General features: G+C 64.2%; 18 protein-coding genes. 11 read left to right on the forward strand and 7 right to left on the reverse strand.

Annotated features, from left to right (window positions below):
- Window positions 1-9 precede the first annotated feature (9 nt).
- Window positions 10-645, forward strand: a complete 636-nt coding sequence (mobA, locus tag WA950_RS13950; RefSeq protein ID WP_424552294.1) for a molybdenum cofactor guanylyltransferase MobA — start codon at window positions 10-12, stop codon at window positions 643-645.
- Entirely contained in the window at window positions 642-1,160 is a 519-nt protein-coding gene (gene mobB / locus WA950_RS13955; protein WP_424552295.1) for a molybdopterin-guanine dinucleotide biosynthesis protein B, read from the forward strand. The genes mobA and mobB overlap by 4 nt, the downstream gene beginning before the upstream one ends.
- Window positions 1,161-1,231: 71 nt before the next feature.
- Here mobB and WA950_RS13960 read toward each other — a convergent pair whose 3' ends face one another.
- Complete coding sequence (locus tag WA950_RS13960) at window positions 1,232-3,415, reverse strand: OmpA family protein (RefSeq protein ID WP_424552296.1); 2,184 nt, start codon at window positions 3,413-3,415, stop codon at window positions 1,232-1,234.
- A 340-nt stretch (window positions 3,416-3,755) separates the two neighbouring features.
- Here WA950_RS13960 and WA950_RS13965 point away from each other — a divergent pair, with 340 nt between their 5' ends.
- The 4 genes from WA950_RS13965 to WA950_RS13980 all read left to right on the forward strand — a co-directional run bounded on the left by WA950_RS13965 (window position 3,756) and on the right by WA950_RS13980 (window position 6,750).
- A complete protein-coding gene (locus WA950_RS13965) occupies window positions 3,756-4,538 on the forward strand; it encodes an ABC transporter substrate-binding protein (RefSeq protein WP_424552297.1) in 783 nt (260 codons plus the stop codon).
- A 169-nt stretch (window positions 4,539-4,707) separates the two neighbouring features.
- The gene (locus WA950_RS13970; RefSeq protein ID WP_424552298.1) at window positions 4,708-5,511 is read left to right on the forward strand and encodes an ABC transporter permease; all 804 of its coding nucleotides are present in this window, start codon (window positions 4,708-4,710) and stop codon (window positions 5,509-5,511) included.
- Window positions 5,508-6,338, forward strand: coding sequence for an ABC transporter permease (locus WA950_RS13975; RefSeq protein WP_424552299.1), 831 nt, complete (start codon window positions 5,508-5,510; stop codon window positions 6,336-6,338). The genes WA950_RS13970 and WA950_RS13975 overlap by 4 nt, the downstream gene beginning before the upstream one ends.
- Window positions 6,339-6,483: 145 nt before the next feature.
- Window positions 6,484-6,750, forward strand: coding sequence for an usg protein (locus WA950_RS13980; RefSeq protein WP_424552300.1), 267 nt, complete (start codon window positions 6,484-6,486; stop codon window positions 6,748-6,750).
- Window positions 6,751-6,762: 12 nt separating this feature from the next.
- On the opposite strand, the gene WA950_RS13985 is transcribed toward WA950_RS13980, so the two are convergent.
- On the reverse strand, window positions 6,763-7,491 hold the full coding sequence (locus tag WA950_RS13985) for a DUF2270 domain-containing protein (protein WP_424552301.1): 729 nt from the start codon (window positions 7,489-7,491) through the stop codon (window positions 6,763-6,765).
- A 126-nt stretch (window positions 7,492-7,617) separates the two neighbouring features.
- Here WA950_RS13985 and WA950_RS13990 point away from each other — a divergent pair, with 126 nt between their 5' ends.
- From WA950_RS13990 to WA950_RS14000, 3 genes are all read left to right on the forward strand, one after another.
- Window positions 7,618-8,433 carry a methyltransferase domain-containing protein gene (locus WA950_RS13990; protein WP_424552302.1) on the forward strand — a complete coding sequence of 272 codons (816 nt, stop codon included), beginning with the start codon at window positions 7,618-7,620 and terminating at the stop codon, window positions 8,431-8,433.
- 67 nt (window positions 8,434-8,500) lie between these two features.
- A complete protein-coding gene (locus tag WA950_RS13995; RefSeq protein ID WP_424552303.1) occupies window positions 8,501-9,373 on the forward strand; it encodes an NAD(P)-dependent oxidoreductase in 873 nt (290 codons plus the stop codon).
- Between the two features lies 1 nt (window position 9,374).
- A complete protein-coding gene (locus tag WA950_RS14000) occupies window positions 9,375-9,749 on the forward strand; it encodes a hypothetical protein (protein WP_424552304.1) in 375 nt (124 codons plus the stop codon).
- A 4-nt stretch (window positions 9,750-9,753) separates the two neighbouring features.
- Here the strand turns inward: WA950_RS14000 and WA950_RS14005 are convergent, their stop codons facing one another.
- The 3 genes from WA950_RS14005 to WA950_RS14015 form a co-directional block, all read right to left on the reverse strand.
- Window positions 9,754-10,242 (reverse strand): Lrp/AsnC family transcriptional regulator, encoded by a 489-nt coding sequence (locus tag WA950_RS14005; RefSeq protein WP_424552305.1) that lies wholly within the window; start codon window positions 10,240-10,242, stop codon window positions 9,754-9,756.
- A gap of 66 nt (window positions 10,243-10,308) precedes the next feature.
- Window positions 10,309-10,947, reverse strand: coding sequence for a uracil-DNA glycosylase family protein (locus tag WA950_RS14010; RefSeq protein ID WP_424552306.1), 639 nt, complete (start codon window positions 10,945-10,947; stop codon window positions 10,309-10,311).
- Window positions 10,948-10,958: 11 nt separating this feature from the next.
- Entirely contained in the window at window positions 10,959-11,525 is a 567-nt protein-coding gene (locus WA950_RS14015; RefSeq protein WP_424552307.1) for a thermonuclease family protein, read from the reverse strand.
- 169 nt (window positions 11,526-11,694) lie between these two features.
- On the opposite strand from WA950_RS14015, the gene WA950_RS14020 reads away from it, so the two are divergent.
- Complete coding sequence (locus WA950_RS14020) at window positions 11,695-13,230, forward strand: ATP-binding protein (protein ID WP_424552410.1); 1,536 nt, start codon at window positions 11,695-11,697, stop codon at window positions 13,228-13,230.
- 6 nt (window positions 13,231-13,236) lie between these two features.
- On the opposite strand, the gene WA950_RS14025 is transcribed toward WA950_RS14020, so the two are convergent.
- On the reverse strand, window positions 13,237-13,614 hold the full coding sequence (locus WA950_RS14025; RefSeq protein WP_424552308.1) for a diacylglycerol kinase: 378 nt from the start codon (window positions 13,612-13,614) through the stop codon (window positions 13,237-13,239).
- 102 nt (window positions 13,615-13,716) lie between these two features.
- Window positions 13,717-14,733, reverse strand: a complete 1,017-nt coding sequence (gene cobT / locus WA950_RS14030; protein WP_424552309.1) for a nicotinate-nucleotide--dimethylbenzimidazole phosphoribosyltransferase — start codon at window positions 14,731-14,733, stop codon at window positions 13,717-13,719.
- Between the two features lie 191 nt (window positions 14,734-14,924).
- On the opposite strand from cobT, the gene WA950_RS14035 reads away from it, so the two are divergent.
- On the forward strand, window positions 14,925-15,707 hold the full coding sequence (locus WA950_RS14035) for an adenosylcobinamide-GDP ribazoletransferase (RefSeq protein ID WP_424552310.1): 783 nt from the start codon (window positions 14,925-14,927) through the stop codon (window positions 15,705-15,707).
- Window positions 15,708-15,716: the final 9 nt, after the last annotated feature.

The raw sequence follows: 15,716 nt of genomic DNA on the forward strand, positions 1-15,716 counted from the left end.
GAGAGCGAGATGACACTGACGCAGGCGATACCGGGCGTGATCCTGGCGGGCGGCCTGTCTTCGCGCATGGGGCAGGACAAGGCGCGCATCCGGCTCGGCGGCGCATCCCTCATCGATCGGGCCGCGCGGCGACTGCGCCCGCAGGTCTCGTCGCTCGCCATCAACACCAATGGCCCCATCCTCCTGGAACCCGGCGAGGAACTGCCGGTCTTCGCCGATCTCGACGCCTCCCGGTCCGGTCCGCTCGGCGGCGTGCTCGCGGCTCTCGACCATGTGAAACGCAACCACCCCGAGGCGAGCCACGTCGCGACCGTGCCGACGGACAGCCCGTTCTTCCCGACCGATCTCGTGGCGCGGCTTTCGCGCGCGGTCGATACGCAGGAGCGCATCGTGGCTGCGCGATCGGCCAGCGGGCCGCATCCGGTTTTCGCACTCTGGCCCGTTGCGCTCATCGACGACCTTTCCGCCTGGCTTGCCAGCGGTGGAGCGCTGCGCGTGCGCAGTTATCTCGAGCGCCGGCAGGCGCGCGAGGTCCTCTTCCCGACGATCGAGACCCCGCGCGGCGCGTTCGATCCCTTCTTCAACATCAACACGCCGGACGATCTCGATACGGCGGAGAACTGGCTCTGGGTGCTCGAACGATGACGCGACCGAAAATCATCGGCATTGCCGGCTGGAAGAATTCCGGCAAGACCGGCCTTGCCGTCCGCCTCGTTACGGAACTCGTGGCCCGCGGCTACCGCGTCTCGACCATCAAGCACGCCCACCACGATTTCGACATCGACAAGGTCGGCGCCGACAGCTACCGCCACCGGCAGGCGGGCGCAAATGAGGTCACCATCGTCTCCGGCACGCGCTATGCCATCATGCACGAGCTGCGCGGCGCACCCGAACCTTCCTTCGAGGAAATCCTCGCACGACTGGCCCCCTGCGATCTCGTGCTGATCGAGGGCTACAAGCGCGAGCCGATCCCGAAGATCGAAGCCCGCAGGCTGGAAGCGGCCAACCGCACGCCACTCGCCCCCGACGACCCCTACATCACCGCCATCGCCGCCGACCATGCGGTGCCGGACACGAGGCTCCCCGTCTTCGACCTCGACGACACGAAGACCATCGCCGATTTCGTCGTCACGGTCACCGGCCTGGCAAAACCGGCCTGATCTAGAAACGGCAAGACGGAAGAAGGCCGCGGGATTTCTCCCGCGGCCTTCTGCATTTCATGGCCTGAAGATCAGTTCGCGCGGGCGACCGGGCGAACCAGCGTCGTCACGCGGCGGATGGTGACGCGGCGGTTCTGCTGTTCGGCGGTCTCGGTACGAACCTTCAGGAAACGCTCGCCATAGCCCTGCGTCTGCAGGTTTTCCGGCGGGATGCCGTAGACCTCGGTGAGCAGGCTTGCGACGGACTCGGCGCGCTGGTCGGACAGGACGAGATTGGACTTGTCGGAACCGACGGCATCCGTATGGCCTTCGATCAGGAAGGTTTCACCCGGATCCTTGTCGAGAACCTTCTCCATTGCATCGGCGACCTTGCGCAGGGTGCGGGCCTGCGACATCGGCACCTCGGCGCTGCCGGTCGCGAAAGTCACCGTATCGAGGTCGATGCGGCGCACCTTGTCGCGCAGACGGGCGGAGTGCTTCACCTCGTCGATCGTGTAGACGCGCTCGACGCGCTCGACCGGCGGCTCGGCGAGGAAGTCGTAATAGTCGCGGTCCGGATCGCTCGACGTGTCGATGATGTAGTCGCGTACCGGAATGCGCAGGCGCATCGGCGGCAGCTCGTAGCCGACATCGACGAAGTCCGGACGGGGCGAATCGTCGCCGCGTTCCGGCGCATAGACGAGGATGTGTTCACGCCCGTCCCGGCCAACGCGCGAGCGCTGGATGATATCGCCGTAGCGGTTGTAGATCGTCACGATCTGGACGCCGCCGGGACGCACGATCGTCTCGCGCACGCGGCCGCGGGCGAGGTTGTCGTAGTAGACCTCTTCCGAATCGCGGCGCAGACGCGGGCGGTCGTCGCCGCGAACCACCAGCTGGTTGCCGACTTCGATTACCGTGCGGTTGTCGATCTGCTCGACAACGTTCACCTGCGTGACGCTGTTGTCGATCGTCGTGTTGTTGTTGTTGACGGTATTGTTGTTGATGATCGTATTGTTCACGATGGTGTTGTTGACGATGTTGGTCGTCTGCGGCACCTCGAAGACAGGAGCGGCATCAAGACGCTCGCCCTCCTCCTTGATCGCGGCCTCGATCTTCTGCGGCACCGCCGCGCGCACCTCTTCGGAAATCGCAGCCTGGGCCGAATCGTCCGTTTCCGGCAGCGGGGCAGCCTCTTCCTCGGCGCGCAGCTCCTCGCGCTTCTTGCGGCGCTCGTCACGGCTCGTCTGGCCACCGGAATTGTCGGCGTCCTTGTCGCTGTCGAGCACGGCGGCACCGTTTTCAACCGGCAGGACGACCGTCTCGTCGGTCTGGCCCGGATCCTCGGCGATTTCCTGCTTCTGCTCTTCCGTCAGCGTATCGACGACTTCCGGCACCGGCTCGGTTACCGGCGTTTCGCCGGTTTCAGCGGTCGAGGGCTGCTGTTCGGTTCCCGTCTCGGTCGTCGCAGGCTGATCCGTCCCCGTTTCGGCGGTGGACGGCTGTTCCGTTCCGGTCTCGGCTGGCGTCTCCTCGCCGGCTACGGCCGGCTGCTCGGCTTCACCCTCGACCGGCTGTTCGGCCTGCTGCTCTTCAGCCGGCTGCTGTTGCTGCTCTTCGGTCTGCTGCTGTTCCTCGGCAGCCTTCTGCTCCTGCGCAGCGCGCTGGGCTTCGTCTTCGGCGGCCTTCTGCTGCTCTTCGGCGGCGCGCTGCGCCTCTTCGTCCGCAGCCTTCTGCTGTTCTTCAGCGGCGCGTTGCGCCTCTTCCTCAGCGGCCTTCTGCTGCTCTGCGGCGGCGCGCTGCGCCTCTTCCTCGGCAGCCTTCTGCTGTTCTTCAGCGGCGCGCTGGGCTTCTTCCTCAGCCGCACGCTGCTGCTCTTCGGCCGCGCGCTGGGCTTCTTCCTCAGCCGCACGCTGCTGCTCTGCGGCGGCGCGCTGGGCTTCTTCCTCGGCCGCGCGCTGCTGTTCTTCAGCGGCACGCTGGGCCTCTTCTTCAGCCGCGCGCTGCTGCTCTTCGGCCGCGCGCTGGGCTTCTTCCTCGGCCGCACGCTGCTGCTCTTCGGCCGCGCGCTGGGCTTCTTCCTCAGCCGCGCGCTGCTGCTCCTGCTGCTGCTGTTGCAGAAGCAGTTCTTCTTCGCTCGGCTGGCCCTGATCTGAGCTTTCCTGCGCAACCTCGAACGGCTTCATCAGGGCATCGGCGAGCGACGGCGTTGCGACCAGGGTGGCCGAAAGCACCGGGAACGCCACGGTTGCAAAAAGTTTTGAGCGGAAAGTCATCGTTCTGTCCTCACGGTGTCCCGTCTGTTGCATCGAGAGTTGCCTTCCAGCGCTTGCGTCCGGTTGGCAAAACATTCGTCTTCCTTCAAAGGCGTAGCCAGATGCGGCTGAACACCGGCTGAACGCCCCCTGCTGACCGACGAGATAGGTCACGCTCCGGCCATGGCCAGAGGCGGCCGGGAAGGTGTCGGGCAATCGGGGCAGAATGACGGCGGAAAAGCAGTTGATTTTTTAGCAGGAACAAGTCGATTATCCAACCCAAGCGGGCAGCCCTGCCCGCTTCCCAAAAAGGCCCGGACAACAAGAAGAACCGGAGAGCCTTTCAACTGAGAGGAACAAAATGCGTATTTCCAAACGTTTCACGCTTGCAGCCTCGGCTGCGGTCATCGCCCTGTTTGCCTCATCGGCTGCAATGGCGGACGGCGAGAAGATCGTGATCGGCACGGAAGGCGCCTACCCGCCCTTCAACAACCTCGAATCGGACGGCACGCTCACCGGCTTCGACGTCGACATCGCCAAGGCGCTGTGCGAGCAGATGAAGGCCGAATGCACCTTCGTCACGCAGGACTGGGACGGCATCATTCCGGGCCTGATCGCCAAGAAGTTCGACGCCATCGTCGCCTCCATGTCGATCACCGCGGAGCGCAAGCAGCAGGTCGACTTCTCCAAGAAGTACTACAACACCCCGCCGGCCATTGTCGTGCCGAAGGATTCCGACATTGCCGAAGCCACGCCGGAAGCGCTTGCCGGCAAGTCGCTCGGCGCGCAGGGCTCCACGACGCATGCCAACTATGCCGAAGCGCATATGAAGGATTCCGACATCAAGATGTATCCGACGGCTGACGAGTACAAGCTCGACATCGCCAACGGCCGCATCGACGCCGTCATCGACGACGTCGTGGTGCTTTCGGAATGGCTGAAGACCAATGACGGCGCCTGCTGCAAGCTGCTCGGCACGCTGCCGGTCGACCCGGTCATCAACGGCGAAGGCGCCGGCATCGCGGTGCGCAAGGGCGACCCGCTCGCCGACAAGCTCACCGCGGCGATCGCGGCGATCCGCGCCAGCGGCAAGTACCAGGAAATCAACGCCAAGTACTTCCCCTTCGACGTCTACGGCGACTGATCGACAGCGTATCTGCATCATGCGGGTTTTTTCTGACCCCATCACCAGAATGCACCGGCGGGAGGGCTTGCTCTCCCGCTTCTTTTGTTTGAGAACTTGAAGATAAGAAAAAAGGCGGGCGCAAACGCGCCTTAACAAGAAGCGCAAAGCGCACGGGGGTTCTTCTGGCATGAGCGGGTTTTTCACCGCCATCGTCGAGGCGGTATCCGCATTTCTCGGGATCATCGATCCCCTCTGCGGACCGATCGGCATCTTCAATCTTTTCGCGGGCAACACGCTCCTGGCATGCGGCGATGCCGGCTGGGGCGACGAGATCGCCTTCGGCTTCCTCGTTACGGCAAGCCTCGCGATTGCGACGCTGCCCGTCGGCCTTGTCGCGGGCTTCTTCATCGCGCTGGCCAAGCAGTCGGAAGAACGCTCCCTGCGGCTTTCCGCCAATATCTACACCACGCTGTTCCGAGGCCTGCCGGAACTGCTGACGCTCTTCATCATCTATTACGGCCTGCAGATCCTCGTGCAGAACGTTGCGACCGCCATCGGCTACGAAGGCACGGTCGAGATCAACGCCTTCTTTGCCGGGATGATCGCGCTTGGCATGGTCTTCTCCGCCTATTGTTCGGAAGTCCTGCTGTCGGCCTTCAAGGCCATCCCGCGCGGCCAGTATGAAGCAGGCTACGCGCTCGGCCTGCATCACGGCCGCACGATGCAGCGCATCATCCTGCCGCAGCTCATCCGCGTCGCCCTGCCCGGCCTCGGCAATCTGTGGATGGCGCTGCTCAAGGACACCGCCCTCGTCTCGGTCATCGGCCTGCCGGATATCCTGCGCCAGACGAGCGTGGCGGCCCGCGTCACCAAGGAAGCATTCGAGTTCTACGCCATCGCCTGCCTGCTCTTCCTCATTCTCGCCTTCCTGTCGTCGCTGATCTTTTCCAGCATCGAAAGCTGGGCCAAGCGTTCGGAGGCCTCGCGATGAGCCACGTTTCGACCCTCATCCCGCCGCAGGCCCCGCCCCCGGCGCCGCCCAAGGCCTTCACCGCCAGCCGCTTCTTCGGCAATATCTTCATGGGCGTCTGGCTAGCGCTCACCATCGGCATCTTCCTGATGATCGTCGGTGGCTGGGATCCGGAAAAATTCACGAAATACGGGCCGAGCTACCTTTCCGGCCTTGGCGTGACGCTCCTGCTCGTCACCTTGTCCATCGTGCTCGGCGGCCTCATCTCGCTGCCGCTCGCCTTCGCACGCATGTCGAAGAACCCGGTCTTCTCGTGGTTCGCCTACGGCTACGTCTATTTCTTCCGCGGCACGCCGCTCCTGACGCAGCTCTTCCTCGTCTACTACGGCCTCGGCAGTTTTTCCGCCGAATTGAAGGCCTGGGGCCTGTGGTGGTTCTTCCGCGACGCGTGGAACTGCGCGCTGCTGACCTTCACGCTGAACACCGCCGCCTATCAGGCCGAAATCCTGCGCGGTGCCATCGAGAGCGTGTCGCGCGGCCAGCATGAGGGCGCCGCCGCCCTCGGCCTGCCCAAGAAGGTCGCCTTCTTCAAGATCATCCTGCCGCAGGCGCTCATCGTGGCGCTGCGCCCCTACGGCAACGAGATCATCCTGATGATCAAGGGCTCGGCCATCGTCGCCATCGTCACGGTGCTCGACCTGATGGGCGAGACCCGCCGGGCCTTCTCGCGCACCTTCGACTATCAGGCCTATCTCTGGGCGGCGCTGATCTACCTGCTGATCGTGGAGCTGCTGCGCAATCTCTGGGCCTGGCTGGAGCAGCGCCTGACGCGCCACCTGAAGCGCTGACAGTGCAGGCAGCACTCGAAGTCGAGCGCTGCCAACGTCCTGATTTAAAAGAAATATTCCTACAGAAGATGAAAAATAAACATTTCATTTACCCTGCAGGCGCTCAATAATAGGGACCATCATTCCTCACGCGAGGGAGGTCACTATGACGAACGACATGGCAATGCAGCTCAAGGGCTACGGCATGACGACGGCCCAGATCCTCTACCGCATGCCGGATCACCAGCAGTTCCTGCAAACCTATATCTGGCAGCACTACGATCTCGCCCCGGATTTCCCGGAGATGAAGCGCTTTCTGAAATTCTGGGAAGAGAAGCTGGACGGTCCCCTGCATTCGGTCCGCTACGTCCACCGCCGCCTGATCTCGGCGACGGAATGGCGGGCGCTGAAGGGCGAGTTCATTCTCAACTGAGGCGCGCAGCCGTCAGACGTGAACCGAACCATGCGCCAGCTCGGTGTCGGACATATCGACCTTGAGCGAATAGTAGACGATGGCGACGTAGAAAACCGCCACGAGGCCGATCACCACGACGCCCGGCACCGGGCCCAGCGCCGCATTGGCCACCACATGCTCCAGCGCGAGCGTCATGTCCCTGCCCGCCGTCGCCGGCCGCTGCATGGTCGAGGACGAGATCTTCAGCGCCCAGGCCAGAAGCAGGATGAGATAGAGCCAGCAATAGTTGCGCCTTAGCCGCCGGCACGCCGCGTCGCGGTAGCTGATCAGGAATTCGGGCTTGCGCAGACTCTTGGCGATCGGCGCCGCCCAGTCCGGATCGAGCTGGCCGCGAGGATTGAGGATCTCGGCGAAATAGACCCGCTCGAGCTGGCGCACCCGCGCCCGGTAGACGTCGAAGAAGCGATAGCGCCGCGCCTCGATGATCAAAAGCAGCGTCACCAGCAGCATGGCGAAGAGCAGCACGCCATGATGCGAGGTCGGCGTCGACAGCGAGACGGACAGCAGCGCCGCCACGACCGTGATCGCCCAGTTCGAGGTGCGGTCGATCCGGTCGCGCCAGCCGGCCATGCGGCCGAGTTCGCCACGATAGTAGTGCACCATCGTGTTGATCGTCTCCATCGGCGTTGCCGGCAGCGCGGGACTGCCCGTGCGCCTGCTTTCCGGGGAGAGCGACAATGGGGACATATCGGCAGGCATGTCATTCCTCCATATGGTCTTTTTGCTCTTGAGGAGGATCATGCGCCTCTTTGACCGATTGATAAACGGCTATTTGCAGCGATGCGCCGGATTGCCAAAGCCGGGCGCGGACCGTAAGAGACCGCCATGAATAAGATCGACGAAGACGCGCTCGCGGACGCCTACAACCGCGCCCTTTCGCTGGAAAAAGCCGGCGATTTCGATGCTGCCGCCAAAGCCTATGCGCAGGTGCTGGCGCTCGATCCCGAGGATCATGGCGGCGCGGCCGTGCGCCTTGCCTCGATGGGCCGCGGCGAGACGCCGGAAAAGGCGCCGGACGCCTATGTCACCACCCTCTTCGACCAGCACGCCGAAGTCTTCGACAACGTGCTCGTCGACCAGCTCGGCTATTGCGTGCCGCTGCTCGTGCGCCAGCGTTTCCAGGCCCTCGGGATGACCTCGTTCAAGCGCGTGCTCGACCTTGGCTGCGGCACCGGCCTGACCGGCGGCGCGCTGCGCGACATGGCCGACGACATTACCGGCATCGATCTTTCCGAAAACATGGTCGAGATCGCCCATGACAAGGATCTATACGAGACGCTCTACGTTGCCGAAGCCGTCGATTTCCTCGACGACAACGAGGACGAGCCCTTCGATCTCATCACCGCGACGGACGTCCTGCCCTATCTCGGCGCCCTCGAACCGCTGTTCTTCGGCGTCGCCGACAATCTCGTGCCCGGCGGCCACCTCATCTTCTCCTCGGAGACGCTTCCGGCGGAAACCTTTGCGGACCGCCCCTTCATGGTCGGGCCGCACCAGCGTTTCGCCCATGCGGCCGACTATGTCCGCCAGCGCCTCGATGCGACCGGCTTCGACCTCGTCGAGATCACGGACATCACCGTGCGCATGGAAGAAGGCGAGCCGATCCCCGGCCATCTCGTTCTGGCGAAATATCGCGGATAAAGAGAAACACTTTCGCCACTAACGATCATCCGCTACACCACCTGCCAGCATTGCAGGAGGTTACGGCATGGCAAAGGTTGCGTTCATCGGTCTCGGCGTCATGGGCTATCCCATGGCTGGCCATCTGAAGGTCAAGGGTGGCCACGAAGTGGCGGTTTACAACCGCACCTTCGCCAAGGCGGAAAAGTGGGCCGCAGAATTCGGCGGCAAGGCGTTCCGCACCCCGGCGGAAGCCGTGAAGGACGCCGACTTCGTCTTCACCTGCGTCGGCAATGACGACGACCTGCGCTCGGTTACGGTTGCCAAGGACGGCGTGTTCGACGGCATGAAGGCCGGCGCGATCCTCATCGACAACACCACCGCCTCGGCCGAGGTCGCCCGCGAACTCGACGCCGCCGCGCGCGCGAAGGGCTGCCACTTCATCGACGCTCCGGTTTCCGGTGGCCAGGCCGGCGCGGAAAACGGCGTGCTCACCGTCATGTGCGGCGGCGAGGCTGCCACCTTCGAAAAGGCGCGGCCCGTCATCGACGCCTATGCCCGCATGGTCGGCCTGATGGGCCCGGCCGGCGCAGGCCAGCTCACCAAGATGGTCAACCAGATCTGCATCGCGGGCCTCGTCCAGGGCCTTGCCGAAGGCATCCATTTCGGCAAGAAGGCCGGCCTCGACATCGAGGCGGTCATCGAGGTCATCTCCAAGGGCGCGGCCGGCTCCTGGCAGATGGAAAACCGCTACAAGACGATGAATGCCGGCAAGTACGATTTCGGCTTCGCCATCGACTGGATGCGCAAGGACCTTGACATCGTGCTCTCGGAAGCCCGCCGCAACGGCGCGAAACTGCCTGTCACCGCACTCGTCGACCAGTTTTACGGCGACGTGCAGGAGATGGGCGGCAACCGCTGGGATACGTCCTCGCTGCTCGCCCGGCTCGAACGGAAATAGGATGCGGCTGCGCCGCGCCGTCGCCATCCCGGCCGCTTTCGTCGTCGTTGCCGCTTCGGCCAACGCCGACGAGGCGGGCCGGCCGGCGCTGGCAACGGCGCTGCACCACAAGATCGCGCAATGCTGGGCCGTACCGTCGGACCTGCCCGCCCATGTCAAAGCTGTTCGGGTGAAATTTGCGCTGACGCAGGCCGGCGAACTCGACGGCTCGCCGGCGATCGAAGGCCCGGTCGGCGGCGATCCGGCGACGAAAGCCTTCGCCGCAAGCGCCATACGCGCCGTGGTGCGTTGCGCGCCGTTCACCGGTCTTGCGCAACTTGCACCCTACAAGGCCTGGAAGAGCGTCGCGGTGACGTTCAAGCGGCCGGAAGAATGAGCGCCTAGTCTTCGCCGCTCTTCTGGTTGTCCACGGCCATGTAGTCGAGTGGCAGCTCGGTCGTGTACTTGATCTGCTCCATCGCGAAGGCCGAGGACACGTCGCGGATCTCGATGCGGGCGATCATGCGCTTGTAGAATGCATCATAGGCGGCGATATCGGGCACGACGACGCGCAGCAGATAATCCACATCGCCGCTCATGCGGTAGAATTCGACGACTTCCGGGAACTCGACGATCACCTCGGAAAAGCGCTTCAGCCATTCCGTGGAATGCGCATTGGTGCGGATCGAGACGAAAACCGTCACCTTGGTGTTGATCTTCACCGGATCGAGCAGCGCGACGCGCTTGCGGATCACACCATCTTCTTCCATCTTCTGGATGCGCCGCCAGCAGGGTGTGGTCGAAAGCCCGACCTTCTTGGCAAGATCCGCCACTGCCAGAGTGGAATCTTCCTGCAAAAGGCGCAGGATTTTGCGGTCCAGACGATCCATTGAACTCCCCTAAGAAATTTAATTCCCTCATATACCCAATTCTTGGTAAATTGGAAGAATTATATTTCACAGAGCCAGGATTGTTACCCGCTTTCGCAATTCCGGCAGAACCTCGTCCTCAAACCACGGATTGCGCTTCAACCAGGCCGTATTGCGCCAGCTAGGGTGGGGCAGCGGCAGCACGGCAGGCCCCTCGTTTCGTCCGAGATGCCGGCGCCAGTCGCGCACGGTCTCGGTCATGCTCGCGGCCCTCGTCTTGCCCAGATGCCAGGCCTGCGCATACTGCCCGATCGCCAGCACCAGTTCGACCTGCGGCATGGCGGCAAGTACGCGGGCACGCCAGAGCGGCGCGCACTCCCGCCTCGGCGGCAGGTCGCTGCCATGGGTGTCATAACCGGGAAAACAGAAGCCCATCGGCACGATGGCGAAACTTTGCGGGTCGTAGAATTGCTCGCGCGTCACGCCGAGCCAGTTGCGCAGCCGGTCGCCCGAAGCGTCGTTGAACGGCAGTCCGCTTTCATGCACCCGCAGGCCCGGCGCCTGCCCGGCGATGAGGATCCGGGCAGTGCCGGAGATGACGGCGACCGGCCGGGGCTCATGCGGCAGGAAATCCCCTGCCCGCGCAGGCAGATCGCGGCAGATCCGACACGCCGCGATCTGCGCGCGAAGGGCAGCCATGTCGCCGGCAGATTTTCCCTCGTTCATCGCGCCGTCCGTCAATTCAGTCCCAATGCTTCCAGAACGCTGCCGATCATGCCGGCTTCCGCCTCATGGACCACCTCCTGCGGCCGGCCGTTCATCCGGCGCCATTGCTGCGGCATGTCGAATTCCGAGCCCCACAGCCCCTTGCGTTCGGCCCGGGCGAACTGCTCCTCGTTCTCATATCCGCCATAGGCGACCGCAAGGCCCTCCCGTACCATGCGCTGGCCGAGATCGCCGTCCGCCGTTTCGCAGCGCGCCAGCCATCGGTCGTACTTGTCCGTTCCCTTAGTGCGGCAGGTCAGAGGCCCCGCCCGCAACAACTCCGCCAGTCGCGAGCGCGCAGCCGCGCCGCAGTGCCAGTCGGCTCCGTCCCGCTTGCAGACCTGCGTCATTTCCGGCGTATCGATGCCGACAAGGCGAATGCGGTGGCCATCGAGCGTCAGCGTATCGCCATCGGCCGCCCGCGCGGTGCCGACGATGGTCTCGCCGCTTTCGCCGCCGATACGCGCCACGACCAGCGCCGTCAGCGCCAGGATCGCAACCGCCACGCCGACATCGCGCGCCTGCCTGGTAAAGCCCATGGAGCTCTGTTCCTTGCTGGTGATTCTTGACGCATGGTCATATCCGAAACGCCATCGAGATCACGCTACGAAAAATCTCGGAATGGTTCGTAAATGGTTTATGCGCGGCAGCATCTTCTTAAGGTTTCCTCCCTAGACTGCAACGCTGTCCGCAACAGTTGCAACCATGATGAGTACCGGCGTCAGTACCTCGACCGACAAGATCATCGTCGATAAGTCGCGCAGCCTCCGAAACAAGGCTGTCACGCGGACCGTCCGCGCGACCCGCGAGCGGCTGCAGACGGCGACCGGCATTTCGCCCGGCTTCGAGCGCGAAATGATGCAGCTCCATATCGATTCAGTCGCACAGGGCGCACTCGCCGTTCCCATGGTCGTCGTGCTGATTGCCGCCGGCGGCATCTATCTCACGCAGGAAGTCGGCCTTGTGGCCTGGGCCGTGCTGGCGCTCAGCATGCACGCGATCGGCATGCTCGTCGCGCGCCGCGCGCGCAAGCATGGCATTACCGGCGAGAATGTGCGCCGCTGGCACCGCCGGTTCCTGATTTCCCAGGTCCTCATGGGGTTTGCCTGGGCCGCATTCGCGCTGCAAAACTGCGGCCCATGCACCGGCGTCACCTTCGACTTCTACAAGGGCTCCGCGCTGCTCGTCGCGCTCGCCGTGACGGCGATGAGCACGCTGATGCTGCGGCACGCGATCCTCTACGCCTTCACACCCACTGTCGCCGCGCTTGCCGGCTCGGCTCTCGTGAGCCCCGTACCCGCGACCCTCGCCATGGCGACGATCATCTCCGCGGCGCTCGTCTTCCTCGTTTTCATGACCCATCGCCTGCGCCATACGAGCGCGCAGCTGCTCTCTTCCCAGTCGGAAAAGGACGACCTGATCGCCGAACTGGAAGTGGCCAAATCCATGTCGGACGAGGCGCGGCGCCGGGCGGAAGAGGCAAACCTTGCCAAATCCCGCTTCCTCGCCTCCATGTCGCATGAATTGCGCACGCCGCTGAACGCCATCCTCGGCTTTTCCGAAGTCATGTCGACGGAAGTCCTCGGACCGCTCAACAACCCGGTCTACAAGGAATATACCTCGGATATCCACCATTCCGGCCAGCATCTCCTGAACCTCATCAACGAGATCCTCGACCTCTCGCGCATCGAGGCCGGCAAATACGACCTGTCTGAGGATTCGGTCCATCTCGTGGATATCGCCGAAGATTGCATCGGCATGGTGCAGCTGCGCGCCCGGGCCAAGAACATCACCATTTCCGAGCAGGTCGAAAGCGGCATGCCGGCGGTGTGGGCGGACGAGAAGGCGCTACGTCAGGTCATCCTGAACCTGCTGTCGAATGCCGTGAAATTCACGCCGCAGGGGGGCGAGGTCGTCGTCAAGGCCGGCTGGACCGCCGGCGGCGGCCAGTATGTCTCCATCAGGGACAACGGCCCCGGCATTCCGGAAGAGGAAATCCCCGTCGTGCTTTCCGCCTTCGGCCAGGGCTCGATCGCCATCAAGAGCGCCGAACAGGGCACCGGCCTCGGCCTGCCAATCGTTCAGGCCATCCTTGCCAAGCACAATGGCGAATTCATACTGAAATCCAAGCTGCGCGAAGGCACCGAGGCCATCGCCATCCTGCCGGCCAAGCGCGTGCTCCAGAGCCTGCCCGCCGTCAGCGAAACCCGGGCCGTCTCACCGCGCCGCAAGAGTTTTGCCTGAAACCTCTCAGATGAACCGGGAAATCACCACGTAGCCGGCATAGACGGCATTGGCGATGATCAGGCAGAAGACGGCGAAGGAGCCGAGATCCTTCGAGTGCTTACCCATATCGGAAATCTCCGGCGACACCCGGTCGACGATCTCCTCGATCGCCGTGTTGAGCGCCTCGAAAGCGACCATCAGCAGGAACAGGATCGCCATCGCGACATATTGAAAGAACGACGCGCCGACCACGGTGAAAATCACCATGGCGGCGCCGAAGGCGATCAGTTCGTGCCGGAAGGCTGCTTCGCCAAGCAGCCGGCGCGCACCGCCCGCCGAATAAGTCGCAGCCGCGAACAGGTGGCTGAAGCCGGTCTTTTTCTCGATTGGTGCCTGACCCATTCCATAATCCTGCTCTTGCCGCGCCCATGAAGCATGCCCGTACGACGGGAAGGCTCCATGGGTCTCAATCCATGCAATTCGGGCTTTTTCCCGACCGTGCTGCTAGGTGCGGTTGCTGACACCCGCCTGAACGAAGGTCGCCATGCCGGAATGGCAGGCGGCTGCCGCCTTGACGATACCGGCGGCAAGCGCCGCGCCCGTGCCTTCGCCAAGCCGCATGCCGAGCGCCAGCAGCGGCGTCTTGCCGAGCTTCTCGATCGACTTCAGGTGCCCCGGCTCGGCCGAGACATGGCCGATCAGGCAATGGTCGAGGGCGGACGGGTTGGCGGCGCGCAGGATCGCACCCGCCGCCGTCGCGACGTAACCGTCGATGATGACGGGAATCTTCTGCATGCGGGCCGCGAGGATAGCACCGGCCATCGCCGCGATCTCGCGTCCGCCGAGACGGCGCAGCACTTCGAGCGGATCGGACAGATGGGCGCGGTGGAGGTCGACGGCCTTCTGGACGGCGGCGATCTTGCGCTGCAGGACCTCGCCTTCCGAACCGGTGCCGGGGCCGACCCACTCTTCCGCCGTGCCGCCATAGAGCGCCAGGTTGATCGCTGCGGCAATGGTCGTGTTGCCGATGCCCATCTCGCCGATGCAGATCAGGTCCGTGCCGCCGGCAACCGCTTCCATGCCGAAGGCCATCGTGGCGGCGCAGTCACGCTCGGAAAGCGCCGGCTCTTCCGTGATGTCGGCAGTCGGGTAGTCGAGCGCGAGGTCGAAGACCTTCAGGCCGAGGTCATGCGTGATGCAGATCTGGTTGATCGCCGCGCCGCCAGCGGCAAAATTCTCGACCATCTGCGCCGTGACGGAGGACGGAAAGGGCGTGATTCCCTGCTTGGTGACGCCATGGTTACCGGCAAAGATCGCAACCAGCGGGCGCGTGACGGCCGGCGGACGGCCGGTCCAGGCCGCGAGCCAGAAAGCGATTTCCTCCAGCCGGCCGAGTGCGCCCGGCGGTTTGGTCAGCTGCGAGTCGCGTTCGCGCGCAGCCACCAGCGCGGCCGAATCCGGACCGGGCAGGTTACGCAGCAATTCACGAAAATCATCGAACGGCAGGCCGCTGGCACTCATCTTGGGGAATTCCTTGCTTGGGGCTTTCAAAGGCGGGTGTTGTGTCTTCTCAACAGTCAGTTTTACGCAGATCCGAACGCAAAACCGCTGCGCACTTTTGCTGGAACTGCTCTAATAGAGGCCGTGGGCGAATCCGACAACCGCATTTGCGGCGGCATGCGTCGCCCTGTCGCCGGGAGGGGCTCTTCGACGTGGATATCAGGGATTTCATCGACGACACCGCGCGTTCGATCGCCTTCCTCTCGCGCGTGCCGGTGCCGCAGCGGCACTTTGCCGGTCACGATGGACGGTTGTCGCGCGCCGTCAGGGCCTTTCCGCTGGCCGGCGTGCTGGTCCTGCTGCCTCCCGCAGCGCTCGCCGCCATCCTCTCCGCCCTGCACGCCCCGCCTCTCCTGCTCGCCTTCGCAACGCTCGGCCTCCAGGTGCTGCTCACGGGCGCGCTGCATGAGGACGGGCTTTCCGACAGCGCCGACGGCATCGGCGGCGGGCGGGACCGGGAAAGAGCACTCGCCATCATGAAGGACAGCCGGGTCGGCTCCTACGGCGTCGTTGCGCTCATCCTTTCCTTCGGCCTGCGCGCCACCGCGATCGCGGCGCTTGCGACCGCGCTGCCCCCCTCCGGCCTGGGCATGGCCCTGCTCGCCGTCGCCGCGGCGAGCCGCACCGCCATGGTCTGGCACTGGTCGCTGCTGCCACCCGCCCGACGCGACGGCGTCGCCGCCTCGGTCGGCGAGCCGGAACGCGGGGCGACCGTCTTCGCGCTGACGAGCGGCATCCTCATGGCCACGCTGCTGATTCTGCCGCACGGCACGATGATCGCCCTCGTCCTCGCCCTTGCGGCAGCGGTCATCGCCGTGCTCGCCTTCAACCGAATGGCGCTGCGCAAGATCGGCGGCCATACCGGCGACACGATCGGCGCAACGCAGCAGCTTGCGGAAATGTCAGTGCTCTTCGCCCTTGCCTTGGCGCTCTGAGCCGCCGAT

This window comes from Shinella sp. (assembly GCF_049651085.1).
In the GTDB taxonomy this organism is placed as follows: domain Bacteria; phylum Pseudomonadota; class Alphaproteobacteria; order Rhizobiales; family Rhizobiaceae; genus Shinella.

What these genes read in the sequence shown, in the direction of transcription:
- mobA (WP_424552294.1), top strand. Translation starts at nt 10, where the DNA reads ATGACACTGACGCAGGCGATACCGGGCGTGATCCTGGCGGGCGGCCTG.
- mobB (WP_424552295.1), top strand. Translation starts at nt 642, where the DNA reads ATGACGCGACCGAAAATCATCGGCATTGCCGGCTGGAAGAATTCCGGC.
- WA950_RS13960 (WP_424552296.1), bottom strand. Translation starts at nt 3,415, where the DNA reads ATGACTTTCCGCTCAAAACTTTTTGCAACCGTGGCGTTCCCGGTGCTT.
- WA950_RS13965 (WP_424552297.1), top strand. Translation starts at nt 3,756, where the DNA reads ATGCGTATTTCCAAACGTTTCACGCTTGCAGCCTCGGCTGCGGTCATC.
- WA950_RS13970 (WP_424552298.1), top strand. Translation starts at nt 4,708, where the DNA reads ATGAGCGGGTTTTTCACCGCCATCGTCGAGGCGGTATCCGCATTTCTC.
- WA950_RS13975 (WP_424552299.1), top strand. Translation starts at nt 5,508, where the DNA reads ATGAGCCACGTTTCGACCCTCATCCCGCCGCAGGCCCCGCCCCCGGCG.
- WA950_RS13980 (WP_424552300.1), top strand. Translation starts at nt 6,484, where the DNA reads ATGACGAACGACATGGCAATGCAGCTCAAGGGCTACGGCATGACGACG.
- WA950_RS13985 (WP_424552301.1), bottom strand. Translation starts at nt 7,491, where the DNA reads ATGCCTGCCGATATGTCCCCATTGTCGCTCTCCCCGGAAAGCAGGCGC.
- WA950_RS13990 (WP_424552302.1), top strand. Translation starts at nt 7,618, where the DNA reads ATGAATAAGATCGACGAAGACGCGCTCGCGGACGCCTACAACCGCGCC.
- WA950_RS13995 (WP_424552303.1), top strand. Translation starts at nt 8,501, where the DNA reads ATGGCAAAGGTTGCGTTCATCGGTCTCGGCGTCATGGGCTATCCCATG.
- WA950_RS14000 (WP_424552304.1), top strand. Translation starts at nt 9,375, where the DNA reads ATGCGGCTGCGCCGCGCCGTCGCCATCCCGGCCGCTTTCGTCGTCGTT.
- WA950_RS14005 (WP_424552305.1), bottom strand. Translation starts at nt 10,242, where the DNA reads ATGGATCGTCTGGACCGCAAAATCCTGCGCCTTTTGCAGGAAGATTCC.
- WA950_RS14010 (WP_424552306.1), bottom strand. Translation starts at nt 10,947, where the DNA reads ATGAACGAGGGAAAATCTGCCGGCGACATGGCTGCCCTTCGCGCGCAG.
- WA950_RS14015 (WP_424552307.1), bottom strand. Translation starts at nt 11,525, where the DNA reads ATGGGCTTTACCAGGCAGGCGCGCGATGTCGGCGTGGCGGTTGCGATC.
- WA950_RS14020 (WP_424552410.1), top strand. Translation starts at nt 11,695, where the DNA reads ATGAGTACCGGCGTCAGTACCTCGACCGACAAGATCATCGTCGATAAG.
- WA950_RS14025 (WP_424552308.1), bottom strand. Translation starts at nt 13,614, where the DNA reads ATGGGTCAGGCACCAATCGAGAAAAAGACCGGCTTCAGCCACCTGTTC.
- cobT (WP_424552309.1), bottom strand. Translation starts at nt 14,733, where the DNA reads ATGAGTGCCAGCGGCCTGCCGTTCGATGATTTTCGTGAATTGCTGCGT.